This window comes from Vibrio sp. TRT 17S01 (genome assembly GCF_050113695.1).
Taxonomy (GTDB): domain Bacteria; phylum Pseudomonadota; class Gammaproteobacteria; order Enterobacterales; family Vibrionaceae; genus Vibrio.
On sequence record NZ_JBNJOG010000004.1, the window covers coordinates 53951 to 72769 of the forward strand.

The window sequence follows — 18819 nt, forward strand, 5'->3', positions numbered from 1 at the left end:
TACTTATTTAAGCTGTTACAGTTGCGATGGCTTTTCTTTGCCACTGGCCCATGCGTACATTAGCTCAAGTGCGACAGTAGCCCCCGCTAATGCGGTGACATCACTGTGATCATATGGTGGGGAGACTTCAACCACATCCATACCGACAATGTTCATTCCGGCTAAGCCACGTAAGATTTTCAATACCTTGTCGGAGTTTAATCCCCCACAAACTGGGGTGCCGGTGCCCGGAGCAAATGCAGGATCAAGGCAGTCGATGTCGAATGTGACATAGACTGGCTTATCTGCAGTGATTTCGCGGATCTGTGCAACAATCTCTTCAGCGCTCATGTCGTTTGCTTGCATCGCATTGATCACGTTGAAGGCATGATCGCTTTGTTCGTATTCAGTACGAATGCCAATTTGCACGGAATGCTTGGCAGAAATTAAACCTTCTTTTGGCGCGTGATAGAACATGGTTCCATGATCATAGTTACTGCCATTCGCATAGGTATCCGTATGAGCATCAAAATGGATCAACGCCATTTCACCATGATGCTTTGCATAAGCACGTAAAATTGGCAGCGTGATAAAATGATCACCGCCAAGGGCTAACATGGTCTTGCCACTTTTCAGAATTTCAGCTGTTGCGGCTTCTAAGCGATAGGTAAAATCTTCTGCATCACCGCAATCGAACACCAAATCACCGGCATCAATCACGTTCATTTTTTCAAAGACGTTGAAATCCCAAGGGAATTTTTTACCTTCCCACGCTAAATTCACTGAGGCACGACGGATTGCGTCGGGGCCCATACGTGCACCCGGACGGCCAGAGGTCGCCATATCCAGTGGTACACCGAGTACCACCAAATCGGCATCAGCAGCAACCGCATTACGTATGTATGGTCGGCGCAAAAAACTCATTGAATTTGAATACAGCGAATAATCAGTTTTCGTAAACAAATCATTCATTTAAAAATCCTCTAGGTAGGTATAACCACGTAAACCTTGCTCAAGTTCTTCTAATACCTGATCTTGCTCATGGCTTGCAACGCGCTGGACAACTAACTCTTGGTAATTGGTGCGGATCTTGTCTACATCAATATGAACATAACGCATCATGTCTTCTACCGAGTCCCCTTCATCGATACGCTCAATGATGGATTGCCCTTGCTGGTCGACCGTTACAACCGCACTATGGGTATCACCAAACAAGTTGTGCATGTCTCCCAAGATCTCTTGGTATGCACCCACAAGGAAAAAGCCCATTAAATACGGTTTATCTTTATTCCATGCGGGAACTGGTAATGTTGTTTCAATGCCTTGACCTTCAACATAGTGCTCAACAGCACCATCTGAGTCACAGGTAATATCCAGCATCACTGCGCGGCGATCGTCTACCTCTTCTAAACCTGATAACGGCAACACAGGAAAGACCTGATCAATACCCCATGCATCTGGTAGAGACTGGAACAGAGAAAAGTTCACAAAGAACTTGTCTGCCAAACGCTCGTTTAACTCATCCAAAATTGGACGATGAAAACGGTTTTTCGTGCTCATTTGGCGGTTCAACTCATAATAAATTCTAAGTGAGAGTTGTTCTGCCCATGCACGCTGTTGCAAATTCAGCACACCTGTCGCGAATTGAGAATGGACCTCTGCTAAGTCACTTTGGGTGTCATTGTAAATCTCAATCAAAGCGCGTGCGTCACTACCATCTTGCAAGTTTTCCCAACTGCGCCACATGTTTTGTATAAGCGTTGGTGCATCGACTTCTGGTGCGATGACGGTTTCAGGATAATACGTCTCTGTACCGATCACGTTAGTGATCAACACCGCATGGTGCGCAGTAAGGGAACGACCTGACTCAGAAATGATCACGGGTTTTGGCTGACCATATTGCTGACACACATCACCTACGGTGTTCACGATATTACGAGCGTATTCAATTAAGCCGTAGTTCATTGAGTTCGAGGACTGACTGCGAGTGCCATCGTAATCAACCGCTAAACCACCACCGATATCAAAGAAATCAATTTTGGCCCCCATTTCACGCAATTCACAGTAGAAGCGTGCTGATTCATTTACACCATTACGGATATCACGAATGTTCGCCATTTGTGAACCAAGGTGGAAGTGCACCAGTTGCATCGCATCCAGTTGTTGCTCTTGTTTTAGGCGTTCGATCACGGTTAATACTTGCGAAGCAGACAAACCAAATTTGGACTTCTCACCACCACTTGCTTGCCATTTTCCAGCGCCTTGAGAGGCCAAACGAATTCGTAGCCCCAAGCGCGGGTTTACGCCAAGGCTTTTTGCTTCTTTCAATACCAGATCAAGCTCAGACAGCTTCTCTAATACGATGAAAACTTTGTGGCCTAATTTTTCACCAATCAGTGCAAGACGAATGTATTCGCGATCTTTGTATCCGTTGCACACAATGACTGAGCTGGCTTTTTGTGCCAGTGCCAATACAGCGAGTAGTTCAGGTTTACTGCCTGCTTCTAACCCAAGTTGTTTGGTTTCAAGTTGTGCTTGGCTGGCAAGTATTTCGTCTACCACTTCTTTCTGCTGGTTCACTTTAATTGGGTAAACCAACAGGTAGTTATTCGGGTATTGGTACTCTTCAATCGCTTGGTTGAATGCCTGACAGATATTGTGCACGCGTTGGTGCAGGATCTGCGGAAAACGGACCAATACTGGCAGGTTCAGCTGTTTTGCTTCCAGTTGGTTAACGATTTGGCTTAAAGGTACTTGGTGCGTTTTATCACTGGTTGGAGAAACATACACTTCACCCTGATTGTCGATGCCGTAAAAGCCTTGGCTCCAGTAATGAACGTTGTAATCAGCGCGAACGCGGTCTAATTTGGATGGTTGTTCCACATCTAATCTCGCTAGAACAGAGAACGATACCAATGCGTTAGAAGTATTCGATTGGTATTAAACGTGAATCAGAAAGGCCTGAAATCACCCCTGACGCCTACAAAGATAGTGGTGTGGCGTCGGGCGCATTAACGGACAAAAAGCCAGCAGAGTCTAATGAATAAATTTTGTCGTCACGATTATTAATCGATGAGTTGTTGGATGTGCCGCATCAGCGCAAGAAACGGCATTGATTCTTGCGCTCAGTGATAAAAATTAGGTTTACGCGGCGTTCAATTGCAGGGCTAGATCACGGCCATTTCCGCGGAATTTGTCAATTGTGGCTGCGAAGTTTGCAGAAACATGGAGTAGGCGAGAATCCGGGTGATCGGCAATGTAATGGGCTTTTTCGCTGTCATTTTGCAGCGTATCCCACTTGTGATGGATGTCGCGGGCAAAATGCAAAACAGCGGCTAATTTGGGAGAAACCTCGGCATCTCGTGGATCATGAAAATGCTCAATGGCATCCACCATCTTGGCTGGGAACTTCCATGTTTTTGCGAGTCTGGCGCCGAGCGTGGGCGCTGAAATATCGAGCAATGCTTCTTGTACGGCTATCGGGTCGGCGCCAGCTTCCACTTGTTGCTGAATTCTGACCGCATCATCAGGTACAAGGGTGTGAATCATCAGTTCACCAATGTTATGCAAGATGCCAGTGGTGAAGACTTCATTGCTGTCAGAGCCAATCTCTTCTGCCAGCTTGCTAGCAATCACTGACACTTCAAACGTATCTGTCCAGTACTGCTCTAAATCTAAGGTTTTCAGTTTAGGGAAGGAGCTGGAAAGCACGGAAGCCACCACTAATGTGCGTACTGGCCCCGTTCCTACTCGCAATAATGCTTCATTGATTGAAGAGATGGTTTTAGTGCCACCAAAGTGGGCAGAATTTGCCATGCGGAGCAGGCGGGCACTTAACACCTGATCCATCGCGATTTTATTGGTTAACTCGCCAAAATTTACATCATCCTGATTCACCATATCTAACAGCTCTTGCAGTACTTTCTGAATTCTGGGTAATTCGTTTAGACGAGAAATTAAGTCCGGGTGACTCATAATAATCTCCATTCTGATGCTGTGTTTAGGGTCTTAAATATGGGTAAATAAACTATAGGTAGGAAATGAAATTAATACAAAAGCATCAGAAAGGTTAATTGTTTAGCTGGCTATGACGCTGCTAACGTATGATGAATTTGCTGCTCTATCGTGTGGAACCGATTCGGTAATTGACGGTGATTTTTTTGAATCAGATATAAAGCTTCGACGACAGGATCGGTCGGTTGGTGAACGGTTAGATCTGCTTTATCAGAAAAGTTTTCTAGGACACTTTGTGGCAGTACCGTGAATCCTAATCCTTTTGAGATAGGCAATAAGATTTGGCTCAGTTGATTGATATAACTTCGAGTGGGTATCGCATCGACGTCAGTATTCATAAGATTTTCATCACGACACTGTGCAAAATAGCGAGTGAGATAATGGTGGGCGTCGGGATGACGAATAAGCCCAAGTTCTCTCAATTTTTCTGGTGTGATAGCGGTTGCGTTGCAGTGTGGTGGCAAAATCAAGCATAAGGGTTCGTTGGCTAGAAAGACGACTTTCAATCTTGCATCGTCAGGCTTGTGCGTGACGACTCCCATATCCAAACTGCCTTCAATGATCCCCTTGATGATTTTATGATTGGGCGCAGCCTCTAACTCTATGATCAGATTGGGGTATTTACATTGTAAATCCAATAACGGGGCATAGAGTGATAATGCGACGGCGCCAGAACTTGCGAGTTTACACACTCCAGCGAATGGGTCATCAAAGGCAAGCTGGGTAAATAAGGCGTGTTCAGACGCTTCGCACTGCTTGGCGTATTGATAGACTAACTTGCCTTGTTCTGTCAGCTCAAAACGTTTCTTTTCACGCTGAATCAACAGGTGGCCGCAAGCTTGTTCTAGTTTTTGGATATGTTGACTGACGCCTGGCTGCGTCATGTGTAGAGTGTCAGCGGTTTTCGTAAAATGGCCAACATCGATTAGGGTTTTAAATGTGTTAAGCCAGAGTGGATTTAGCATCGGATTTTTGATAACAAAAAATTATTAAAATAAGAATATATGATAATTTCCTGTTTGTTAACGTCTTATCTAACATAAACCTCATTCAAGGGGCAATGTCGCCCGCTTTTGAACGAGGTTAAATATGTCTACAGCATACCCAAGAGCATTTTCCCACATTGGCATTTCGGTGCCGGATTTAGAGGCTGCGGTTAAGTTTTATTCAGAGGTGTTAGGTTGGTACGTGATTATGCAGCCAACAGAAATTACTGAAGACGATTCAGCGATTGGTGAAATGTGCACTGATGTTTTTGGTGCAGGTTGGCAACGTTTTCGAATTGCACACCTTTCTACCGGGGATCGCATTGGTGTGGAGCTTTTTGAATTTAAAAATCAGGAAAACCCAGAGAATAATTTTGAATATTGGAAAACCGGTGTTTTTCATTTCTGTGTTCAAGATCCTGATGTCGAAGGTCTGGCGGAAAAAATTGTAGCTGCAGGGGGTAAAAAGCGCATGAAAGCTCCGCGTTACTATTACCCAGGGGAAAAGCCATATCGCATGATTTATATGGAAGACCCGTTTGGCAATATTCTTGAAATTTATAGCCACAGTTACGAGTTGCATTACGCAGCTGGCGCATACTAAGGGCGAGCTATCTTTGTTAGCATTTTAAAATAGTGTGCCTCTAGCGAGCATTTACTGATACTATCGAGCACGAATAGTCGGGGAGCCAACTGACCATGTCATTGGCTGAGATCGCATTGCGAGACCCGTTGAACCTGATTCAGTTAGCACTGACGTAGGGAACTATTGACGCGACTTTGTGTTGCGAAGTGCTTGTCATTGTTGGCGAGCCATCAGTTCTTTACGTCTTGTTGTAGGAGTAATTATGCTGCCACAAGACATGACCCCCATAGTTCTTACCATTGCCGGATCCGATAGCGGAGGTGGTGCGGGCATTCAAGCCGACATTAAAGCGATTTCTGCCTCTGGAGGGTACGCTTGTTCTGTGATCACCGCCATTACCTCACAAAATACTCAAGGGGTGACGGCGATTCTACCAATTCCTGTTGAGCATGTTGCGAGCCAGTTAGACGCGGTATTTCAAGACTTAAATATCGTTGCTGTGAAAGTGGGCATGTTGGCCGATGCGGATATTATTCGTGTGGTGGCAAACAAAATCACTCAATATCAGCCTCACTTTGTTGTTGTTGACCCGGTGATGGTTGCGACCAGTGGCGATATGTTATTGCATGATTCGGCTATCGACACTTTGAAAAAAGAGTTGTTACCACTGGCTGATCTGATCACGCCGAATTTGCCAGAAGCCGCTGCTTTAACAGGCCTCGCTTTACCTGATAATGAAGAACAAATTGGTGAAATGATTGTGCCGCTTCGCCAACTGGGTGCGAAAGCCATTTTGCTCAAGGGCGGCCACTTTGAGCAAGATGAAAGCAGTAATGATGTGTTGATTGAGGGAGAGGCGATAGACGTACTGCGCTGCAAACGGGTTGCAACCAAAAATACCCACGGAACCGGGTGTACACTCTCTTCCGCCATCGCTTCCTATTTGGCTCAGGGAAACCGGCTACATAAAGCCGTGTATTTGGGTAAGCAGTACATCACACAAGCGATTACGCATGCGGATGAACTGAGAGTAGGGCAGGGACATGGCCCTGTAAACCATTTCTTTACTGGACATATCAATGTTCGTTGATTCAGTTGTAGCGCTGGTTCACAGCGCTATGAAACCTATTCTGATCTTGTTTTGGCAATCGCTTACTCGTTTTACTTATAAGTGTTTTGATCTTTCCGCGAATTGACATCGAGTTGATAATTACCTTAATACCATCCACTACCATTCGCTAATGGTTCTACTGGTGAACGTACAAGTGTAAATTCGGTTGGTGTAACGTGAATACTCTGATTAATAATAAGCGACATGGTCTGATATTACTGGGCTGTTTTCTGACATTGATAGGGCCATTGGCTCTGACTGTCAGCCACATTGATTTGCTCGATCCCGTTTCTGATTCAACCGGTTTTCTTTTTACGCTTCTTACGGATTCGGCGGGCAGTAAAGGCTTTTTGTTGACACTGGTTGTCCTGTGCACACTTTGTTTACGCTTAAACCTAACCAAACGAGAAATCTTAAGTAAGTTACTTCAACTGGGTGTGATTTTAGTGCTGTGTTTTGCGAGCAAAACTGGCCTTAAAATGGCGACGGAGAGCCCACGTCCATACACTCAATTGTTAGTGAACCAGCTCCTTATTCCTCAGGCTTCGCACTTCTACAACCTAAGCTCGGATCAACAGAACGAAGTGATTCAAACGGTGTCGACCAAAGTGAGTCCATGGCGTACTCATCATTGGTTAGGTGAAACGGATTACTCATTCCCATCAGGCCATACGATTTTTGCATCCATTTGCGTGGCTTTCTTCGCGGGACTATTTTTGCAGCATAAACGTTATGCGAGTGCTGGTGTGATCTTGTTGTGGGCATTAGGCGTTGCGTATAGCCGTTTATGGTTAGGGATGCATCGACCGGTTGACCTCGTCGGTTCCGCAATGTTTGTGGCTTTGGTGTATGCGCTAGTGCCGGAATTCAACTTGTTAGCCGACCGAGTCATGCAAAAACTACCCAAAAACTGGTTGCATGGTCTATAAGTAGTATTAATGTCACTTTGAGATAGAATTCGATAATGAAGACAAGAGCTTCCCAAACTGGAATCACAGCCTTTTTCTGCGGGGTTCTTGCGGCATGTGCCCCCGATGTAGAGCAATCGGGACCAAAACATGAGATATGTGAATCATATCAACAGGGTAGGCCCATTGCGATACTGGGACACAGCCCTAAGTTTGATGGTGAATGGTACGCCGACTGGTCTTATCAAATTAACCGCTTCAACCAACGCCACTCTGATATTCCCATCATCCCTGCCAACGAACTTTCCTCACTCGATATCAAAGATTACACCTTAGTTCTTGCTAAGAAAGGTGTGGGAGAATATCGCTTACAAGATAGATTAGAGACGCCATATTATGATTTTGTTATGGCAAAACTTGATGGTGAGCCGATTGAAGGGACGTTGCAGTACTTTACCTTAGAAAAAGAAAATCCCAGCCCCCTTGAAAGATACTGCCGACAGTAGCTTTCAAGGCTGAGCTTTTATCCGGTACATGATCACGTACCGATATTGTTTCCGCTTGCGATTACAAATCGCGTAATAAGGTTTCTAACTCTTCATTTGCTTCGTGGATAAGGTGGCTGAGTTCAAGCGCATCGTGATCGCTGAGCATCACCTCCCACTGAGTCGAATTTCCCTGTCCTCTTAAGCGCGTTTTGTTCGCAATGGATTCAAATTGTAAATCGTCAAAACTAGAGCTGTGATGAACGTGGTTCTCTTTGATTTCGATATCAATGATCCCCACAGGGTTCACGGCAACGTGTGCATGCCAATGCTTGGCATTTTGAAGCAGATAGTTTCTGTGAACGGCTATCATAGCGTCCTCCTGAGTTGCAGCCACTGAAATTCATTTATTAGTGTAGAACAGCCGTATGAAATGCGGCGCGAAATAACAAGGAAGATTGATCTTTATTAATTGTGGTGGTTCTTGTAGACATTTCTTAGATTGAAAGCTTGGTGGAATTGACTTTTATTTTTGCTATATATTCGAAAATTTATTTTTATCCGCTCAAAATACAATGGAACAACACCTTTGCGACATCGCAAGAAGCACAACGAGTAATGTATTGCTAAAAACGATGTTTTAGTCTGAATCGAACTTTGCAATTCAATTTCGTTATTATCTTAATTACACCAATTCATTTCTTTCATTGAACATAAATCGATAAGGTTAAGTTATCCCTTAACGATGATATAAAGGTATGTGATATGAAAAAGACCATCTTAGTGACTCTCCTTACCATCACCTCAATGCAGACAACGGCTGCTGTTAAAGTGACCGATAAGAACTTTGCTCTCGCAGAAACTGATCTGTATTTCAGTCAACAACTAGAGCGTCAGCCAATTAATGTGTTTGACCACAACCGCGATAGTGTTACCGTCGAGAACCAGATGATTATTCGTTCTAATACGGATTTGTTGTACTCAACTGCGGTGGTTGATGTGTCTAAAGGGGCGACTTTCCGTTTGGCAAAAGGTGATGCCTACCAAATTATGCATTTCTTCAATAATAACCATGACAACCACATGGCGATTTATGGTGGCGAAGAGATTTATATCGATTCAAAAATCGCAGGATCGGATTATATCTACATCCTAATGCGAACGGCAACAACTGCAGGTATGGATGAGGCACATCGCTTACAAGATGCAGCTGTGATTGATGCAAAGTCCGCAATTCCATTTAAGCCAGCTGAAGATTGGGACAGTGCTTCACGTGATGAAATTCGAGCAAAATGGGAGAAACAAGTAACAAGCATTAATACCGCAAAAGCTTTTACAACGGGTATTACTGCGAGTTCAGATAACAAGGATTTTATGATAGGTACCGCGTCAGGTTGGGCAGGGTTACCTGCGGATTACGCAATATATGCAACTCGTGCGGGAATAGGCAAAGTCGGGTGTTCTAGTGTTACCTTTAAACAACCATCACTGAGTTATGACAAAGGAGGTTACTGGTCCATTACTGCTTATTCTGGAGAAGGCTGGCTTATGACCAATCAAAACAGCGTAGATTCAACCTCGGTAAGACAAAATAAAGATGGCTCTTACACTATTCATTTTGTACCAGAAGGTGAAATTTGTGGTGCAAAGAGCAATGTAATTGAAGTGAATGATGAAGGCTGGAACTTCGTATTGCGTGCATATCGCCCAATCGACAAGACAAAAGCTGTCGAAGAAATGCAAAACTTTCCAAACGCTATCGCTAAGTAACTGCGTTGAACTAAGCCTCTCTCGATTGAGAGGCTTATTGTTTTTTTTGGAAGGTATCTTGAAATGTGGCAATGATTTTGTGCTTGATCCATTGATGCATCGGGTGCATACGCTTGTTGTGCGACTCAATCAAAACAATATTCTTCAGCTCTTTTGGTGTGTGATTAGGGAAGGAGACAAAATCAAATTCACCACTAAGATAATGAGCAAGCTGCTTAGAGCATGGTAAGATCATATCGCTCTGTTTGATCACATCTAACAAGGTATGCAGGTAGGAACTTCGTGCCTTCACTTTTAGTACTTCATTTGATAAATGCTTAACAATAAATGGTTGAGTATCATTCCAACTTGGTATCACTAAGCTGGCGTATTCAGCAGAATTCACCTCGCTTTTAACCAGCACTTTCCCTGCTAACGGATGGTCTTTTCTTACCAGACCAACAAAATCATCGTTTCCAATTACCTGATGAGTAAACTGTTTACTGGTTTCTATTGGTGAGTAGTTAACGGCTGCTTGAATCTCGCCATCAAGTAACTTTTTGAACGTTTGAGAGCTCCAGTTCACAATGTTGACTTGTGCGTTGGGAGCTTCTTTATTCAAAGCTAAACACAAGCGCGCACCAAGCCAGTTAGAAATAAAACCGTTAATCGCAATGGTGATGTTGCCATGATATTCCGCAGGGTTAAAGCTTGGCGAATCTAGAATTACTTCGTCCAAGCTTTCCATTACTTCGGGGAGTTTCTCACCCAGCTCAAGCGCACGAGGGGTTGGCTTTAAGCCAGAATGAATCCGGGTAAACAGTTCATCATCAAAATAATCGCGTAGTCTTCCTAGTGCCTTACTAACGGCAGGTTGACTTAGTGCCAGTTGCTCACTTGCTATACGGGTGTTTTGGGTTTCTAGTAATACTAGAAAAATACGAAGTAAGTTGAGATCCAATTGTTTCATAACAAGGTGTTGTCTAAATCCGTAGTGCACTTGGCATCTATATAGGAGTTACTGGTGATGTTCATTCAGCCGTTAATAAAGATACAGTTGCCCAAGTGCTTACATTTTCATATGTAATACTGGTTAGGCGTTTCGGTATTACAATAGCATATTTTTTTCGATGGACATGCGAGATCCTATCGTAGAAAGATGCACCAGATATAGCTTCTGTAAGTGGCTATCGTATGAGCCTTGCAAATCATATTTTTCAAAATTCCGCGCTGAATAAAAAATATACTGATAAAACTCACATTTCTGTTTTTATCCGCTTTCTTGTTGATAAATTTACCACTAATATATCTTCAAAATATTGAAGATTAGAATTGTTATGCAATACATCAGCCGTGAAGGCTCTGCTGTGATTAATGTTGCTAAGTACTTACTTTCGGCCAACGTGGGTGAGCGAGTCAAAACCATTGATGCTCTGTCATCGGAGTTTGGGGTTTCGATAGGCTTTATTCAAAAAGCACTGACTACAATTGAGGAGCGTGATGCCGTACGGCTACGTCGTCAGGGGCGCAATGGCACCATTATCGAAGCATTAAATGAACCCAAGTTAGTTCAGTTAGCGGGTATTGCTCATATGGTGTGTGCGATGCCACTACCTTACACCAAGCACTATGAAGGCTTGGCCAGTGGAATTAAGGCGCAGATGAATGACTTTCCTGTTTTCTTTGCCCATATGCGTGGTGCGAATGTGCGTGCTGAGTGCTTGAAATTAGGAACCTATGATGTCGCGATCATGTCGCGGCTGGCTGCTAAAGAATATGCCAATGGGCTGGTTACGGCCTTGGACTTTGGCCCCTATTCTTACTCTAATCCGCATCGGTTGATCTTTCGTCAGGGCGAGTATGAAAAGATACAACGAGTCGGGGTCGACTTTGATTCTCCAGACCAAAAAGTCCTAACCGAGTTAGCGTTTGCTGGAAAAGACATCGAGTTGGTGGAAATCAGCTATAGCGAAGGTATCAACCTACTGCAAAGTAAGGCAATTGATGCAGTGGTTTGGCTTACAGAAGCCACAGATATGCAACGGCTTAAGTTAGAAGAAAAGTCATTGGATGAGTTTGAGCAGTGTGCACAGGCGTCGGAAGCGGTGATGTTAGTGAATAGTGACAGCCCACATATTCGTATTCTTTTGCGCAAGTTACTCAATATTGATGTCCTTCGTCGTCACCAACAAGCGGTGATCGATGGAGAGATCTCCCCAAGTTATTAGGTGCAACAATAATGGAACAACGATTAACCCTCTTGATGCAGAGCAAGGTGATTAGCGAACACAGCTATCAAGCGACGCTAAAAGTACTACCCGTACTGGTATCACGCTTTGGCGTGAATGAAGAAAATCAACAGTACCAGATGTTAGTGACTCACTTGGCACGGGCGGCGGACAGAGTCCTCAACAATGAGCAAATCGAAGCGGGTTTGGATGAAGAGACTTGGTTGGAGATCCAGCAAGAAGAGGGGTTTTCGGAGTTAATGGTACTCAATCGTGAACTATTGGCGCTATATGGCATTGAAGCGGCGAATTCAGCAGAGACCAGTTTTCTGGTGAGTAATTTGTTTTCTTTGCAATGCGCAACCGACAGTGAGGCAGCGTCATGTTGATCGACCCGACCGGCTATACCTATTGCCATGAGCATCTGCACATCGACCTTTCACCTCAGAAAGGGGATGTTGATTGTCGGCTTGATCAATATGCGTTGATTGCCTCGGAAATGCGTGAGTTGGTGGCGTTGGGGGTTTCGAACATTATTGAAGTCACCAATTCTTTTATGGGGAGAAATCCTCAATTTATTGAAGATTTAATAAATGATACCGGGATAAATGTCCTGCTATCAACGGGTCACTACATTGAAGGTTTTTTTCCTCCGGAAGTTGAACGAGACAGCGCAAAGCAATTGGCGGCACAGATGGTGCGTGAATTAGAGCAAGGGCTAGAAGGCAGCAAACTCAAAGCCAGTGTCATTGGTGAAGTTGGCAGCAGTGAGAATACCTTTACAGACCTTGAAAAGAAGGTCTTTGAAGCCGCCATTATTGCGCATAAAGAAACAGGAAGACCGATTTCTACGCATCAATCAATGAGCACGATGGGGCGTGAACAGGTTGCGTTTTTCCGTCGTCATCACGTTGATTTAGAGCGCGTCACTATCGGTCATTGCGATTTGAAAAGTAACTTGCAAGAGATTTTGTGGTTGATCGATCAGGGCTGCTACGTCCAGTTCGATACCATCGGGAAGAACAGCTATTTCCCGGATGAACAACGAATAGCCATGCTGGTGGAACTGTCCCAGCGTGGCCTTCTTGAACGGGTGATGCTCTCTATGGACATTACCCGACGCTCTCACCTCAAAGCCAATGGTGGCCTTGGATTTAGTTATCTGATCACTGACTTTTTACCAAGGCTTCGCAACGCAGGCATCAGTGAGAGAGAAATAGACATCATGATGAAACAAAACCCCTACCAATTATTCAAATAGGCACGGTTATGAAACGAATCGGAATCGCTGGGCTTCAGCGAGAACAAATTAAACAGCAGATTGAACAGACGGCCCCCGGCCAGTTTGAGCTGCATATTCTCAATGATATGGATGCGGCAATGCAGGTCAAAGCGGGGCAGCTCGATTATTACATCGGTTGTTGCAACACCGGGGCTGGTGCAGCGCTTTCGATTGCCATTGCCATCATCGGTTTTGATAAGAGCTGCACCATTGCTAAACCTGCGATTCAAGCGAAGCAAGATGAGGTGACTCGTTTTATCGAAGAAGGTCGAGTGGCCTTTGGTTTGTCGGTGGAGCATGTTGAGCATGCGATCCCAATGCTAACTCAGTCTTTGCTCAGAGCGTAAGGATTTATTATGGACATCATGAACTTAGGATTAGTTGCTGTACTTTGTGCAATGACAGCACTGATAGCCAATATGAGTGCGGCCGTTTTCCACGATGGCATTCGCCCTATTTTACCTCAACTATTTGAGGGCAATATGACCCGCCGCGACGCAGGCTCTGTCGCTTTTGGTCTCTCCATTGGCTTTGTTGCCTCTGTCGGGATCTCATTTACCCTTTCTACCGGCCTGCTGAATCCGTGGTTGTTGTTTTTGCCCACCGACATTATCGGTGTGCTGGTTGGTAGTCGCATACTTGCCGCTGTCGGCGGTGCCATATGGGGTATTCTGGTCGTAACCTCATTGACGGCTGTAAATACGGTGCTGACAGGGCTACCGATTGACGCACTTGGTGCACTTGGTGAACTGGGCACGCCAGTGATGTCTGCCTTTGCTCTGTTTCCTCTGCTGGCTATTTTGTACCAGTTTGGTTGGAGAGCAGGTGCCGTTGCAGCTGCCGTCGTCTTGCTATCACGTCTACTGGTCATCAAATTTACAGGTATTTACCCTGAATCAATCCAGATCTTTGTTGGTATGTTGATGCTGATTCTTATCGCAGTGCGTAAAGATCTCAGTGATCGTAAGAATGGCATTGAGCCACCTGATATGTCAGGCATGCACAGCATTTTTGATGAGCGCACCAAACGAATTGTGAAACACTTGCCATTTTTGGCGGTAACTGGCGCTTTGATTGCCGCTGTTTCTAACGCAGGTATTTTTGCTGGCTCTGAAGTATCGATCTACTCATTGGCAGACGCGTACAAAATGACTGATCCGGCAGAACAAGATGCAGCTCTTCAACAGGTTGCTTTGTCTGAGTTTATGCGTGGCCTTGGCTTTATTCCTTTGATCGCCACTACGGCACTGGCAACCGGTGTTTATGGTGTGGTCGGAATGACGTTTGTATTTGTCGTGGGTTACTTGTCACCAAATATCGCGGTCGCTGCAACATTGGGCGCGGTCACCATTTGTATTGAAGTTATGCTACTGCGTAGCGTGGGTCGTGTGCTGGAGCAATTTCCATCTATTCGTAATGCGTCCGACAACATTCGTAATTCAATGAATACCCTGATGGAGTTTGCTCTGTTGATTGGTGGTGTCTTGGCAGTAATGAAGATGGGTTCAACCACCGGCTTCACCATTTTTGCCATGCTCTACTTCCTCAATGAAGTGATGGGCCGCCCGGTACTTAAGATAGCAGCACCCGCTGTCGCCGCAATTTTGACCGGTATTGTGCTCAATCTACTTCATGTCGTTGGACTGTTCTCCGTTTAGATTTATCTGGCGTCGGCTTCCTCCCCCTAATTTGGAGCTGACGCCCTTTTCATTGGAATGTCGTTATGTTTGTAAACGCTTTACAAAAGCACAATCCAGCCTTGATTGATGCCGCGTTAGCTTTGCACAAGCAAGGTAAAATATTGCCAGACAGTTATGTATTGGATCTGGATGCATTTATTAACAATGCCAGAGCCATTAAAGCCAAAGCTGACAAGCACGGCATTGCGCTTTATGCCATGACCAAACAGATTGGACGAAACCCATATCTGGGACGCTTGTTGGTCGATGAGCTTGGCTATGAAGGCATTGTTTGTGTGGATTTTAAAGAAGTGCGATTGTTTGCGCGTCACGGAATTAAAATCGTCCACGTTGGTCACTTAGTGCAGCCACCGCAGGCAATGCTGGACCAACTGATGAATGAAGTCCAACCTGACGTAGTAACGGTCGTAAGCATAGAAAAAGCTCAGGCACTCTCGCAAACGGCGCAAAAGGTCGGCCGAGTTCAGAATATCTTACTGAAATTTTATGCTCCGGGAGACATGCTTTATACCAATCAGGAAACAGGCTTTCCCCTAGATGATATTGAGTCAGTAGTTGCAACCATTCAAGCCTTACCGGGGGTGAAGATCACCGGTTTAACCCATTTCCCTTGCTTGCTGGCGGAGTATGATCAAGTTGTGCCCACATCCAATGCTCATACGGTGGCAAATGCGGCAAAACAATGTGAAGCATTGGGAATTGACCTGCAGCAGATTAACCTGCCGTCACTGACTTGTAGTGCATCGATGGCGACGTTGGCTCAACTCGGCGCAACCCATGTGGAGCCGGGCCACGCGCTCACAGGAACAACGCCACTGCATCAGTTTGAAACCGCCCAGCCAGAGCGTATCGCGATGCTCTATCTAAGTGAGATCTCCCATCACTATGAAGGGCAAAGCTATTGCTTTGGTGGTGGCTACTATCGGCGTGGTCATGCTGAGCACGCATTGATATGGCCAAAGTCCGGAGCTCCAGCTCAGAAATGCCATGTGCGAAATGATGAGCAGGCCAGTATTGACTACCACTTGCGCTTGACTGCACTGGCACCGGTTGGTTCGCCAGTCATCATGGCGTTTCGGACTCAGGTGTTTGTTACTCGCAGCGATATTGCCATTGTCGCGGGTATTCAAACTGGCCAGCCGCATTTAGTTGGGGTTTGGGATGCATTAGGTAACGAGGTGTAGCATGGCAAGGTTCATTGTAGTGGTTCTCGATGGTTTTGGTGTTGGAGAAATGCCAGATGTGGCGATGGTTCGTCCACAAGACCGTGGTGCCCATACCGCAGCTAAACTGCTGGAACATTTCCCGCTGAAACGGCTGCCAACGTTAGAGCGTTTAGGGTTAATGAACCTGGTACCCGGTACCAGCAATAAGATGCAACCTAACCCAAATGCCAATATCGGTATGGCGCAGTTAGCCCATCATGGTGGTGATACCTTCATGGGGCATCAAGAGATCATGGGAACTCGTCCTGAAAAACCACTTGAAATGCCGTTTCAACAAGCGATTGAGCCTATTGAAGAGGCGCTGACGCGAGCAGGATTTATCCATCAACGTGTATGGCGTGATGGCTTAGCAGCATTGATGGTGCAAGAAGCTGCAGTTATTGGTGATAACCTTGAAGCCGATCTAGGGCAAGTTTTTAATCTGTGCGCCAATTTTGACCAACTCAGCTTTGATAAGGTTAAACAGATCGGTGCAGTCGTACGCGGTGCCAATCCTGTTGGGCGTAATATCGTCTTTGGTGGCCATATCGGTGGTGTTGAACCTATTCTCAATGCTCTGGAAACCCGCTGTGACGCGAGCGGGAACCCCGCTTTTATTGGTACCAATACGCCGGATACCGGTGTGTATGAGAATGGGTTTGAAGTGGTACACCTTGGATATGGGGTCGATCGCCTAACGCAGGTGCCGTATCTGCTCAAGCAACAGAATGTGGACACTTGGTTGTATGGCAAGGTGGCTGATATCGTGCAAAACCCAGATGGCACATCATATTGTTCATTGGTGGATACCAACACCTTGTTTGATTTGCTGACTCAGGATTTAGCCAAACATCAACATGGATTTTTTTGTCTCAATGTACAAGAGACCGATCTCTCAGGGCACCAACAAGACCCAAGGCAGTATTGGAAAGTCTTGGAACGTGCAGATGCAAGGTTGGCTCAAGTGCTGGAGCAAATGAATCAAGAGGATGTTCTGGTGGTGATGGCTGACCACGGGAATGACCCATTTATTGGTCACACGCGTCATACTCGTGAACAGGTGCCCTTGTTGGTAGCTCGTCATGGCCTTAATGGGCGACGTTTAGGCCTTCGGTCAACGTTGTCGGATGTCGGTGCCAGCGTCGCTGATTTCTTTGGTACCAAATCCCCACAAAATGGCCAGTCATTTATGCAACAGATCATGCCATAGCATAGGTTTAGTTGCGCGAATCTGCTTGCGATGGATACAAAAATTTAACCTTTGGTACTTCTGGCTATAGGCTGAGCTGGTTAAAAATGCCACTATGTTTCTTTTACGGAGGGCCAGTGGATGACGAAACCTGTTCAAAGTTTTCTTGCACCAGAAATTCCTAACGCATCGTTTGTCGATAGCTTTTATCGCGTGATGGAATTACCAGAAAAGGTAGAAGCGGTGGATGTGTACTTGCAATTGATGATTCGAACACCTGAGTGGGTTGAAACACTGATGTCTTGGCGTAATAGCATCGTGTCGAAGATAGGGTTAAAGCACTTAGGGAACTTGAGCGATTTTACGCCAGATTTGACCAAGTCAGAGTATCAAACTGGCGATAAAATGGGCATCTTCACCCTGCGTCACATCGCCCCTCAAGAAGTAGTGGTCGAAGACAGAGATAAGCATTTGAACGTGTCGATATCACTTTATCTTGAACCACTTTTAGATGGAAAAACTCGCATTTACGTGACGACAGTGGTGCAGGTGAACAACTTGCTGGGTCACATTTACATGTTATTTGTCGCACCAATGCATAAATTGATTGTGCCAGCTTCACTGCGGCAACTGCCTTATTTTCCATTGCCCTAAGAGTACTTTGTTAAACATAGACTTATAAGTATGGATCGACATTGAGCTGAGAAGCTTTATGAATAGACAATATTACGATTAGTCGCTTATCGGTGTGTTGGGCCGCTAAACAATCTCTCTCTGTGTAGCGGCATGTCGGCTGAGTTTGGCTATGATAATACTTCTTCAAATAACACTTGTATCAGCTTTCTACCATTGTGGCTGTTCCAGTCTTGTGCAAGCTCTGCAATTAACTGATTCGTAGAGGTTAATGTAACGCCATGACTTTCCATTCGTCTTAGCGCTGTTTCATCCGCTAACGTTGTTGGAGAACCAGAGCCATCGACAACAACTTGTACGTTGTAGCCGTTCTGTACCGCTGTAATTGCAGGATAAACCACACATACGTCAGTGGTGATACCTGCTATGATGAGGTTTTTTCGACCAGTGGCCTGAACCGCTTGTGCAAAGTTGTGGTCTTTCATGCTATCGACAATACCAGCACGAAGAATTCGGTTCTCATACGCTTCTGGCACAGCTTGAATTAATTCATCAAACAAAGGTCCTTGAGCTTGGTCTTCCATGCTTGAGGTCAAAATCAACGGCATTTCTGTCGCCTGAGCTGCACGCGCCAAAGCAACGGTGTTTTTTTTAATAGCTTCAAGGCTTGTCGAGCCAACCCAGCCCATCGTTCCTATTTGGTGGTCGATTAATAGCATGGCTGAGTTTTCTGGAGTAAAGGTCGTTGTATTCATAATTAACTT

General features: G+C 45.2%; 20 protein-coding genes and 1 riboswitch. Of the genes, 13 read left to right on the forward strand and 7 right to left on the reverse strand.

The annotated features are described in order from the left end of the window. Window positions 1-15 precede the first annotated feature (15 nt). The 4 genes from speB to ACQEXS_RS08025 all read right to left on the reverse strand — a co-directional run bounded on the left by speB (window position 16) and on the right by ACQEXS_RS08025 (window position 4958). Entirely contained in the window at window positions 16-951 is a 936-nt protein-coding gene (gene speB, locus ACQEXS_RS08010) for an agmatinase (protein ID WP_367990532.1), read from the reverse strand. Beyond that, window positions 952-2862, reverse strand: a complete 1911-nt coding sequence (gene speA, locus ACQEXS_RS08015) for an arginine decarboxylase (RefSeq protein ID WP_427013436.1) — start codon at window positions 2860-2862, stop codon at window positions 952-954. A gap of 261 nt (window positions 2863-3123) precedes the next feature. After that, window positions 3124-3954, reverse strand: coding sequence for an HDOD domain-containing protein (locus tag ACQEXS_RS08020; protein WP_427013437.1), 831 nt, complete (start codon window positions 3952-3954; stop codon window positions 3124-3126). A gap of 110 nt (window positions 3955-4064) precedes the next feature. After that, the gene (locus tag ACQEXS_RS08025; protein ID WP_427013438.1) at window positions 4065-4958 is read right to left on the reverse strand and encodes a LysR family transcriptional regulator; all 894 of its coding nucleotides are present in this window, start codon (window positions 4956-4958) and stop codon (window positions 4065-4067) included. A 124-nt stretch (window positions 4959-5082) separates the two neighbouring features. On the opposite strand from ACQEXS_RS08025, the gene ACQEXS_RS08030 reads away from it, so the two are divergent. From ACQEXS_RS08030 to ACQEXS_RS08045, 4 genes are all read left to right on the forward strand, one after another. Then, complete coding sequence (locus ACQEXS_RS08030; RefSeq protein ID WP_427010548.1) at window positions 5083-5583, forward strand: lactoylglutathione lyase family protein; 501 nt, start codon at window positions 5083-5085, stop codon at window positions 5581-5583. Between the two features lie 68 nt (window positions 5584-5651). Beyond that, window positions 5652-5761: riboswitch (TPP riboswitch) on the forward strand. 66 nt (window positions 5762-5827) lie between these two features. Further along, on the forward strand, window positions 5828-6655 hold the full coding sequence (gene thiD / locus ACQEXS_RS08035; protein WP_427013439.1) for a bifunctional hydroxymethylpyrimidine kinase/phosphomethylpyrimidine kinase: 828 nt from the start codon (window positions 5828-5830) through the stop codon (window positions 6653-6655). 197 nt (window positions 6656-6852) lie between these two features. Continuing rightward, the gene (locus tag ACQEXS_RS08040) at window positions 6853-7605 is read left to right on the forward strand and encodes a phosphatase PAP2 family protein (protein ID WP_367990544.1); all 753 of its coding nucleotides are present in this window, start codon (window positions 6853-6855) and stop codon (window positions 7603-7605) included. A 35-nt stretch (window positions 7606-7640) separates the two neighbouring features. Next, window positions 7641-8090 (forward strand): hypothetical protein, encoded by a 450-nt coding sequence (locus ACQEXS_RS08045; RefSeq protein ID WP_427013440.1) that lies wholly within the window; start codon window positions 7641-7643, stop codon window positions 8088-8090. Window positions 8091-8151: 61 nt separating this feature from the next. On the opposite strand, the gene ACQEXS_RS08050 is transcribed toward ACQEXS_RS08045, so the two are convergent. Further along, on the reverse strand, window positions 8152-8442 hold the full coding sequence (locus ACQEXS_RS08050; RefSeq protein ID WP_367990548.1) for a hypothetical protein: 291 nt from the start codon (window positions 8440-8442) through the stop codon (window positions 8152-8154). Between the two features lie 392 nt (window positions 8443-8834). Here ACQEXS_RS08050 and ACQEXS_RS08055 point away from each other — a divergent pair, with 392 nt between their 5' ends. Continuing rightward, window positions 8835-9839 (forward strand): DUF1214 domain-containing protein, encoded by a 1005-nt coding sequence (locus tag ACQEXS_RS08055; RefSeq protein ID WP_427013441.1) that lies wholly within the window; start codon window positions 8835-8837, stop codon window positions 9837-9839. 34 nt (window positions 9840-9873) lie between these two features. Here ACQEXS_RS08055 and ACQEXS_RS08060 read toward each other — a convergent pair whose 3' ends face one another. Continuing rightward, on the reverse strand, window positions 9874-10788 hold the full coding sequence (locus ACQEXS_RS08060) for a LysR family transcriptional regulator (protein WP_427013442.1): 915 nt from the start codon (window positions 10786-10788) through the stop codon (window positions 9874-9876). A gap of 367 nt (window positions 10789-11155) precedes the next feature. Between ACQEXS_RS08060 and yhfZ the strand changes: the two genes are divergently transcribed. The 8 genes from yhfZ (at window position 11156) to ACQEXS_RS08100 (ending at window position 18076) form a co-directional block, all read left to right on the forward strand. After that, a complete protein-coding gene (gene yhfZ / locus ACQEXS_RS08065; protein ID WP_427013443.1) occupies window positions 11156-12046 on the forward strand; it encodes a GntR family transcriptional regulator YhfZ in 891 nt (296 codons plus the stop codon). Between the two features lie 11 nt (window positions 12047-12057). After that, window positions 12058-12435 (forward strand): hypothetical protein, encoded by a 378-nt coding sequence (locus ACQEXS_RS08070; RefSeq protein WP_427013444.1) that lies wholly within the window; start codon window positions 12058-12060, stop codon window positions 12433-12435. Continuing rightward, complete coding sequence (locus ACQEXS_RS08075) at window positions 12429-13307, forward strand: phosphotriesterase-related protein (protein WP_427013445.1); 879 nt, start codon at window positions 12429-12431, stop codon at window positions 13305-13307. The genes ACQEXS_RS08070 and ACQEXS_RS08075 overlap by 7 nt, the downstream gene beginning before the upstream one ends. An 8-nt stretch (window positions 13308-13315) precedes the next feature. Next, window positions 13316-13675, forward strand: coding sequence for a DUF2620 domain-containing protein (locus ACQEXS_RS08080; protein WP_367990558.1), 360 nt, complete (start codon window positions 13316-13318; stop codon window positions 13673-13675). A 9-nt stretch (window positions 13676-13684) separates the two neighbouring features. Continuing rightward, window positions 13685-14986 carry a YhfT family protein gene (locus tag ACQEXS_RS08085; protein ID WP_367990560.1) on the forward strand — a complete coding sequence of 434 codons (1302 nt, stop codon included), beginning with the start codon at window positions 13685-13687 and terminating at the stop codon, window positions 14984-14986. Window positions 14987-15051: 65 nt separating this feature from the next. Continuing rightward, window positions 15052-16212, forward strand: a complete 1161-nt coding sequence (locus ACQEXS_RS08090) for a YhfX family PLP-dependent enzyme (RefSeq protein ID WP_427013446.1) — start codon at window positions 15052-15054, stop codon at window positions 16210-16212. 1 nt (window position 16213) lies between these two features. Next, entirely contained in the window at window positions 16214-17443 is a 1230-nt protein-coding gene (locus ACQEXS_RS08095; RefSeq protein WP_427013447.1) for a phosphopentomutase, read from the forward strand. A gap of 120 nt (window positions 17444-17563) precedes the next feature. Further along, window positions 17564-18076, forward strand: a complete 513-nt coding sequence (locus ACQEXS_RS08100; protein WP_427013448.1) for a DUF2867 domain-containing protein — start codon at window positions 17564-17566, stop codon at window positions 18074-18076. A gap of 149 nt (window positions 18077-18225) precedes the next feature. Here ACQEXS_RS08100 and ACQEXS_RS08105 read toward each other — a convergent pair whose 3' ends face one another. After that, window positions 18226-18810, reverse strand: a complete 585-nt coding sequence (locus tag ACQEXS_RS08105; protein WP_427013449.1) for an isochorismatase family protein — start codon at window positions 18808-18810, stop codon at window positions 18226-18228. Between the last annotated feature and the right edge of the window lie 9 nt (window positions 18811-18819).

Excerpts from the sequence above, each read along its gene's own strand:
- speB (WP_367990532.1), bottom strand. The coding sequence starts at position 951 with ATGAATGATTTGTTTACGAAAACTGATTATTCGCTGTATTCAAATTCA.
- ACQEXS_RS08020 (WP_427013437.1), bottom strand. The coding sequence starts at position 3,954 with ATGAGTCACCCGGACTTAATTTCTCGTCTAAACGAATTACCCAGAATT.
- ACQEXS_RS08025 (WP_427013438.1), bottom strand. The coding sequence starts at position 4,958 with ATGCTAAATCCACTCTGGCTTAACACATTTAAAACCCTAATCGATGTT.
- ACQEXS_RS08030 (WP_427010548.1), top strand. The coding sequence starts at position 5,083 with ATGTCTACAGCATACCCAAGAGCATTTTCCCACATTGGCATTTCGGTG.
- thiD (WP_427013439.1), top strand. The coding sequence starts at position 5,828 with ATGCTGCCACAAGACATGACCCCCATAGTTCTTACCATTGCCGGATCC.
- ACQEXS_RS08045 (WP_427013440.1), top strand. The coding sequence starts at position 7,641 with ATGAAGACAAGAGCTTCCCAAACTGGAATCACAGCCTTTTTCTGCGGG.
- ACQEXS_RS08050 (WP_367990548.1), bottom strand. The coding sequence starts at position 8,442 with ATGATAGCCGTTCACAGAAACTATCTGCTTCAAAATGCCAAGCATTGG.
- ACQEXS_RS08055 (WP_427013441.1), top strand. The coding sequence starts at position 8,835 with ATGAAAAAGACCATCTTAGTGACTCTCCTTACCATCACCTCAATGCAG.
- ACQEXS_RS08060 (WP_427013442.1), bottom strand. The coding sequence starts at position 10,788 with ATGAAACAATTGGATCTCAACTTACTTCGTATTTTTCTAGTATTACTA.
- yhfZ (WP_427013443.1), top strand. The coding sequence starts at position 11,156 with ATGCAATACATCAGCCGTGAAGGCTCTGCTGTGATTAATGTTGCTAAG.
- ACQEXS_RS08070 (WP_427013444.1), top strand. The coding sequence starts at position 12,058 with ATGGAACAACGATTAACCCTCTTGATGCAGAGCAAGGTGATTAGCGAA.
- ACQEXS_RS08075 (WP_427013445.1), top strand. The coding sequence starts at position 12,429 with ATGTTGATCGACCCGACCGGCTATACCTATTGCCATGAGCATCTGCAC.
- ACQEXS_RS08080 (WP_367990558.1), top strand. The coding sequence starts at position 13,316 with ATGAAACGAATCGGAATCGCTGGGCTTCAGCGAGAACAAATTAAACAG.
- ACQEXS_RS08085 (WP_367990560.1), top strand. The coding sequence starts at position 13,685 with ATGGACATCATGAACTTAGGATTAGTTGCTGTACTTTGTGCAATGACA.
- ACQEXS_RS08090 (WP_427013446.1), top strand. The coding sequence starts at position 15,052 with ATGTTTGTAAACGCTTTACAAAAGCACAATCCAGCCTTGATTGATGCC.
- ACQEXS_RS08095 (WP_427013447.1), top strand. The coding sequence starts at position 16,214 with ATGGCAAGGTTCATTGTAGTGGTTCTCGATGGTTTTGGTGTTGGAGAA.
- ACQEXS_RS08100 (WP_427013448.1), top strand. The coding sequence starts at position 17,564 with ATGACGAAACCTGTTCAAAGTTTTCTTGCACCAGAAATTCCTAACGCA.
- ACQEXS_RS08105 (WP_427013449.1), bottom strand. The coding sequence starts at position 18,810 with ATGAATACAACGACCTTTACTCCAGAAAACTCAGCCATGCTATTAATC.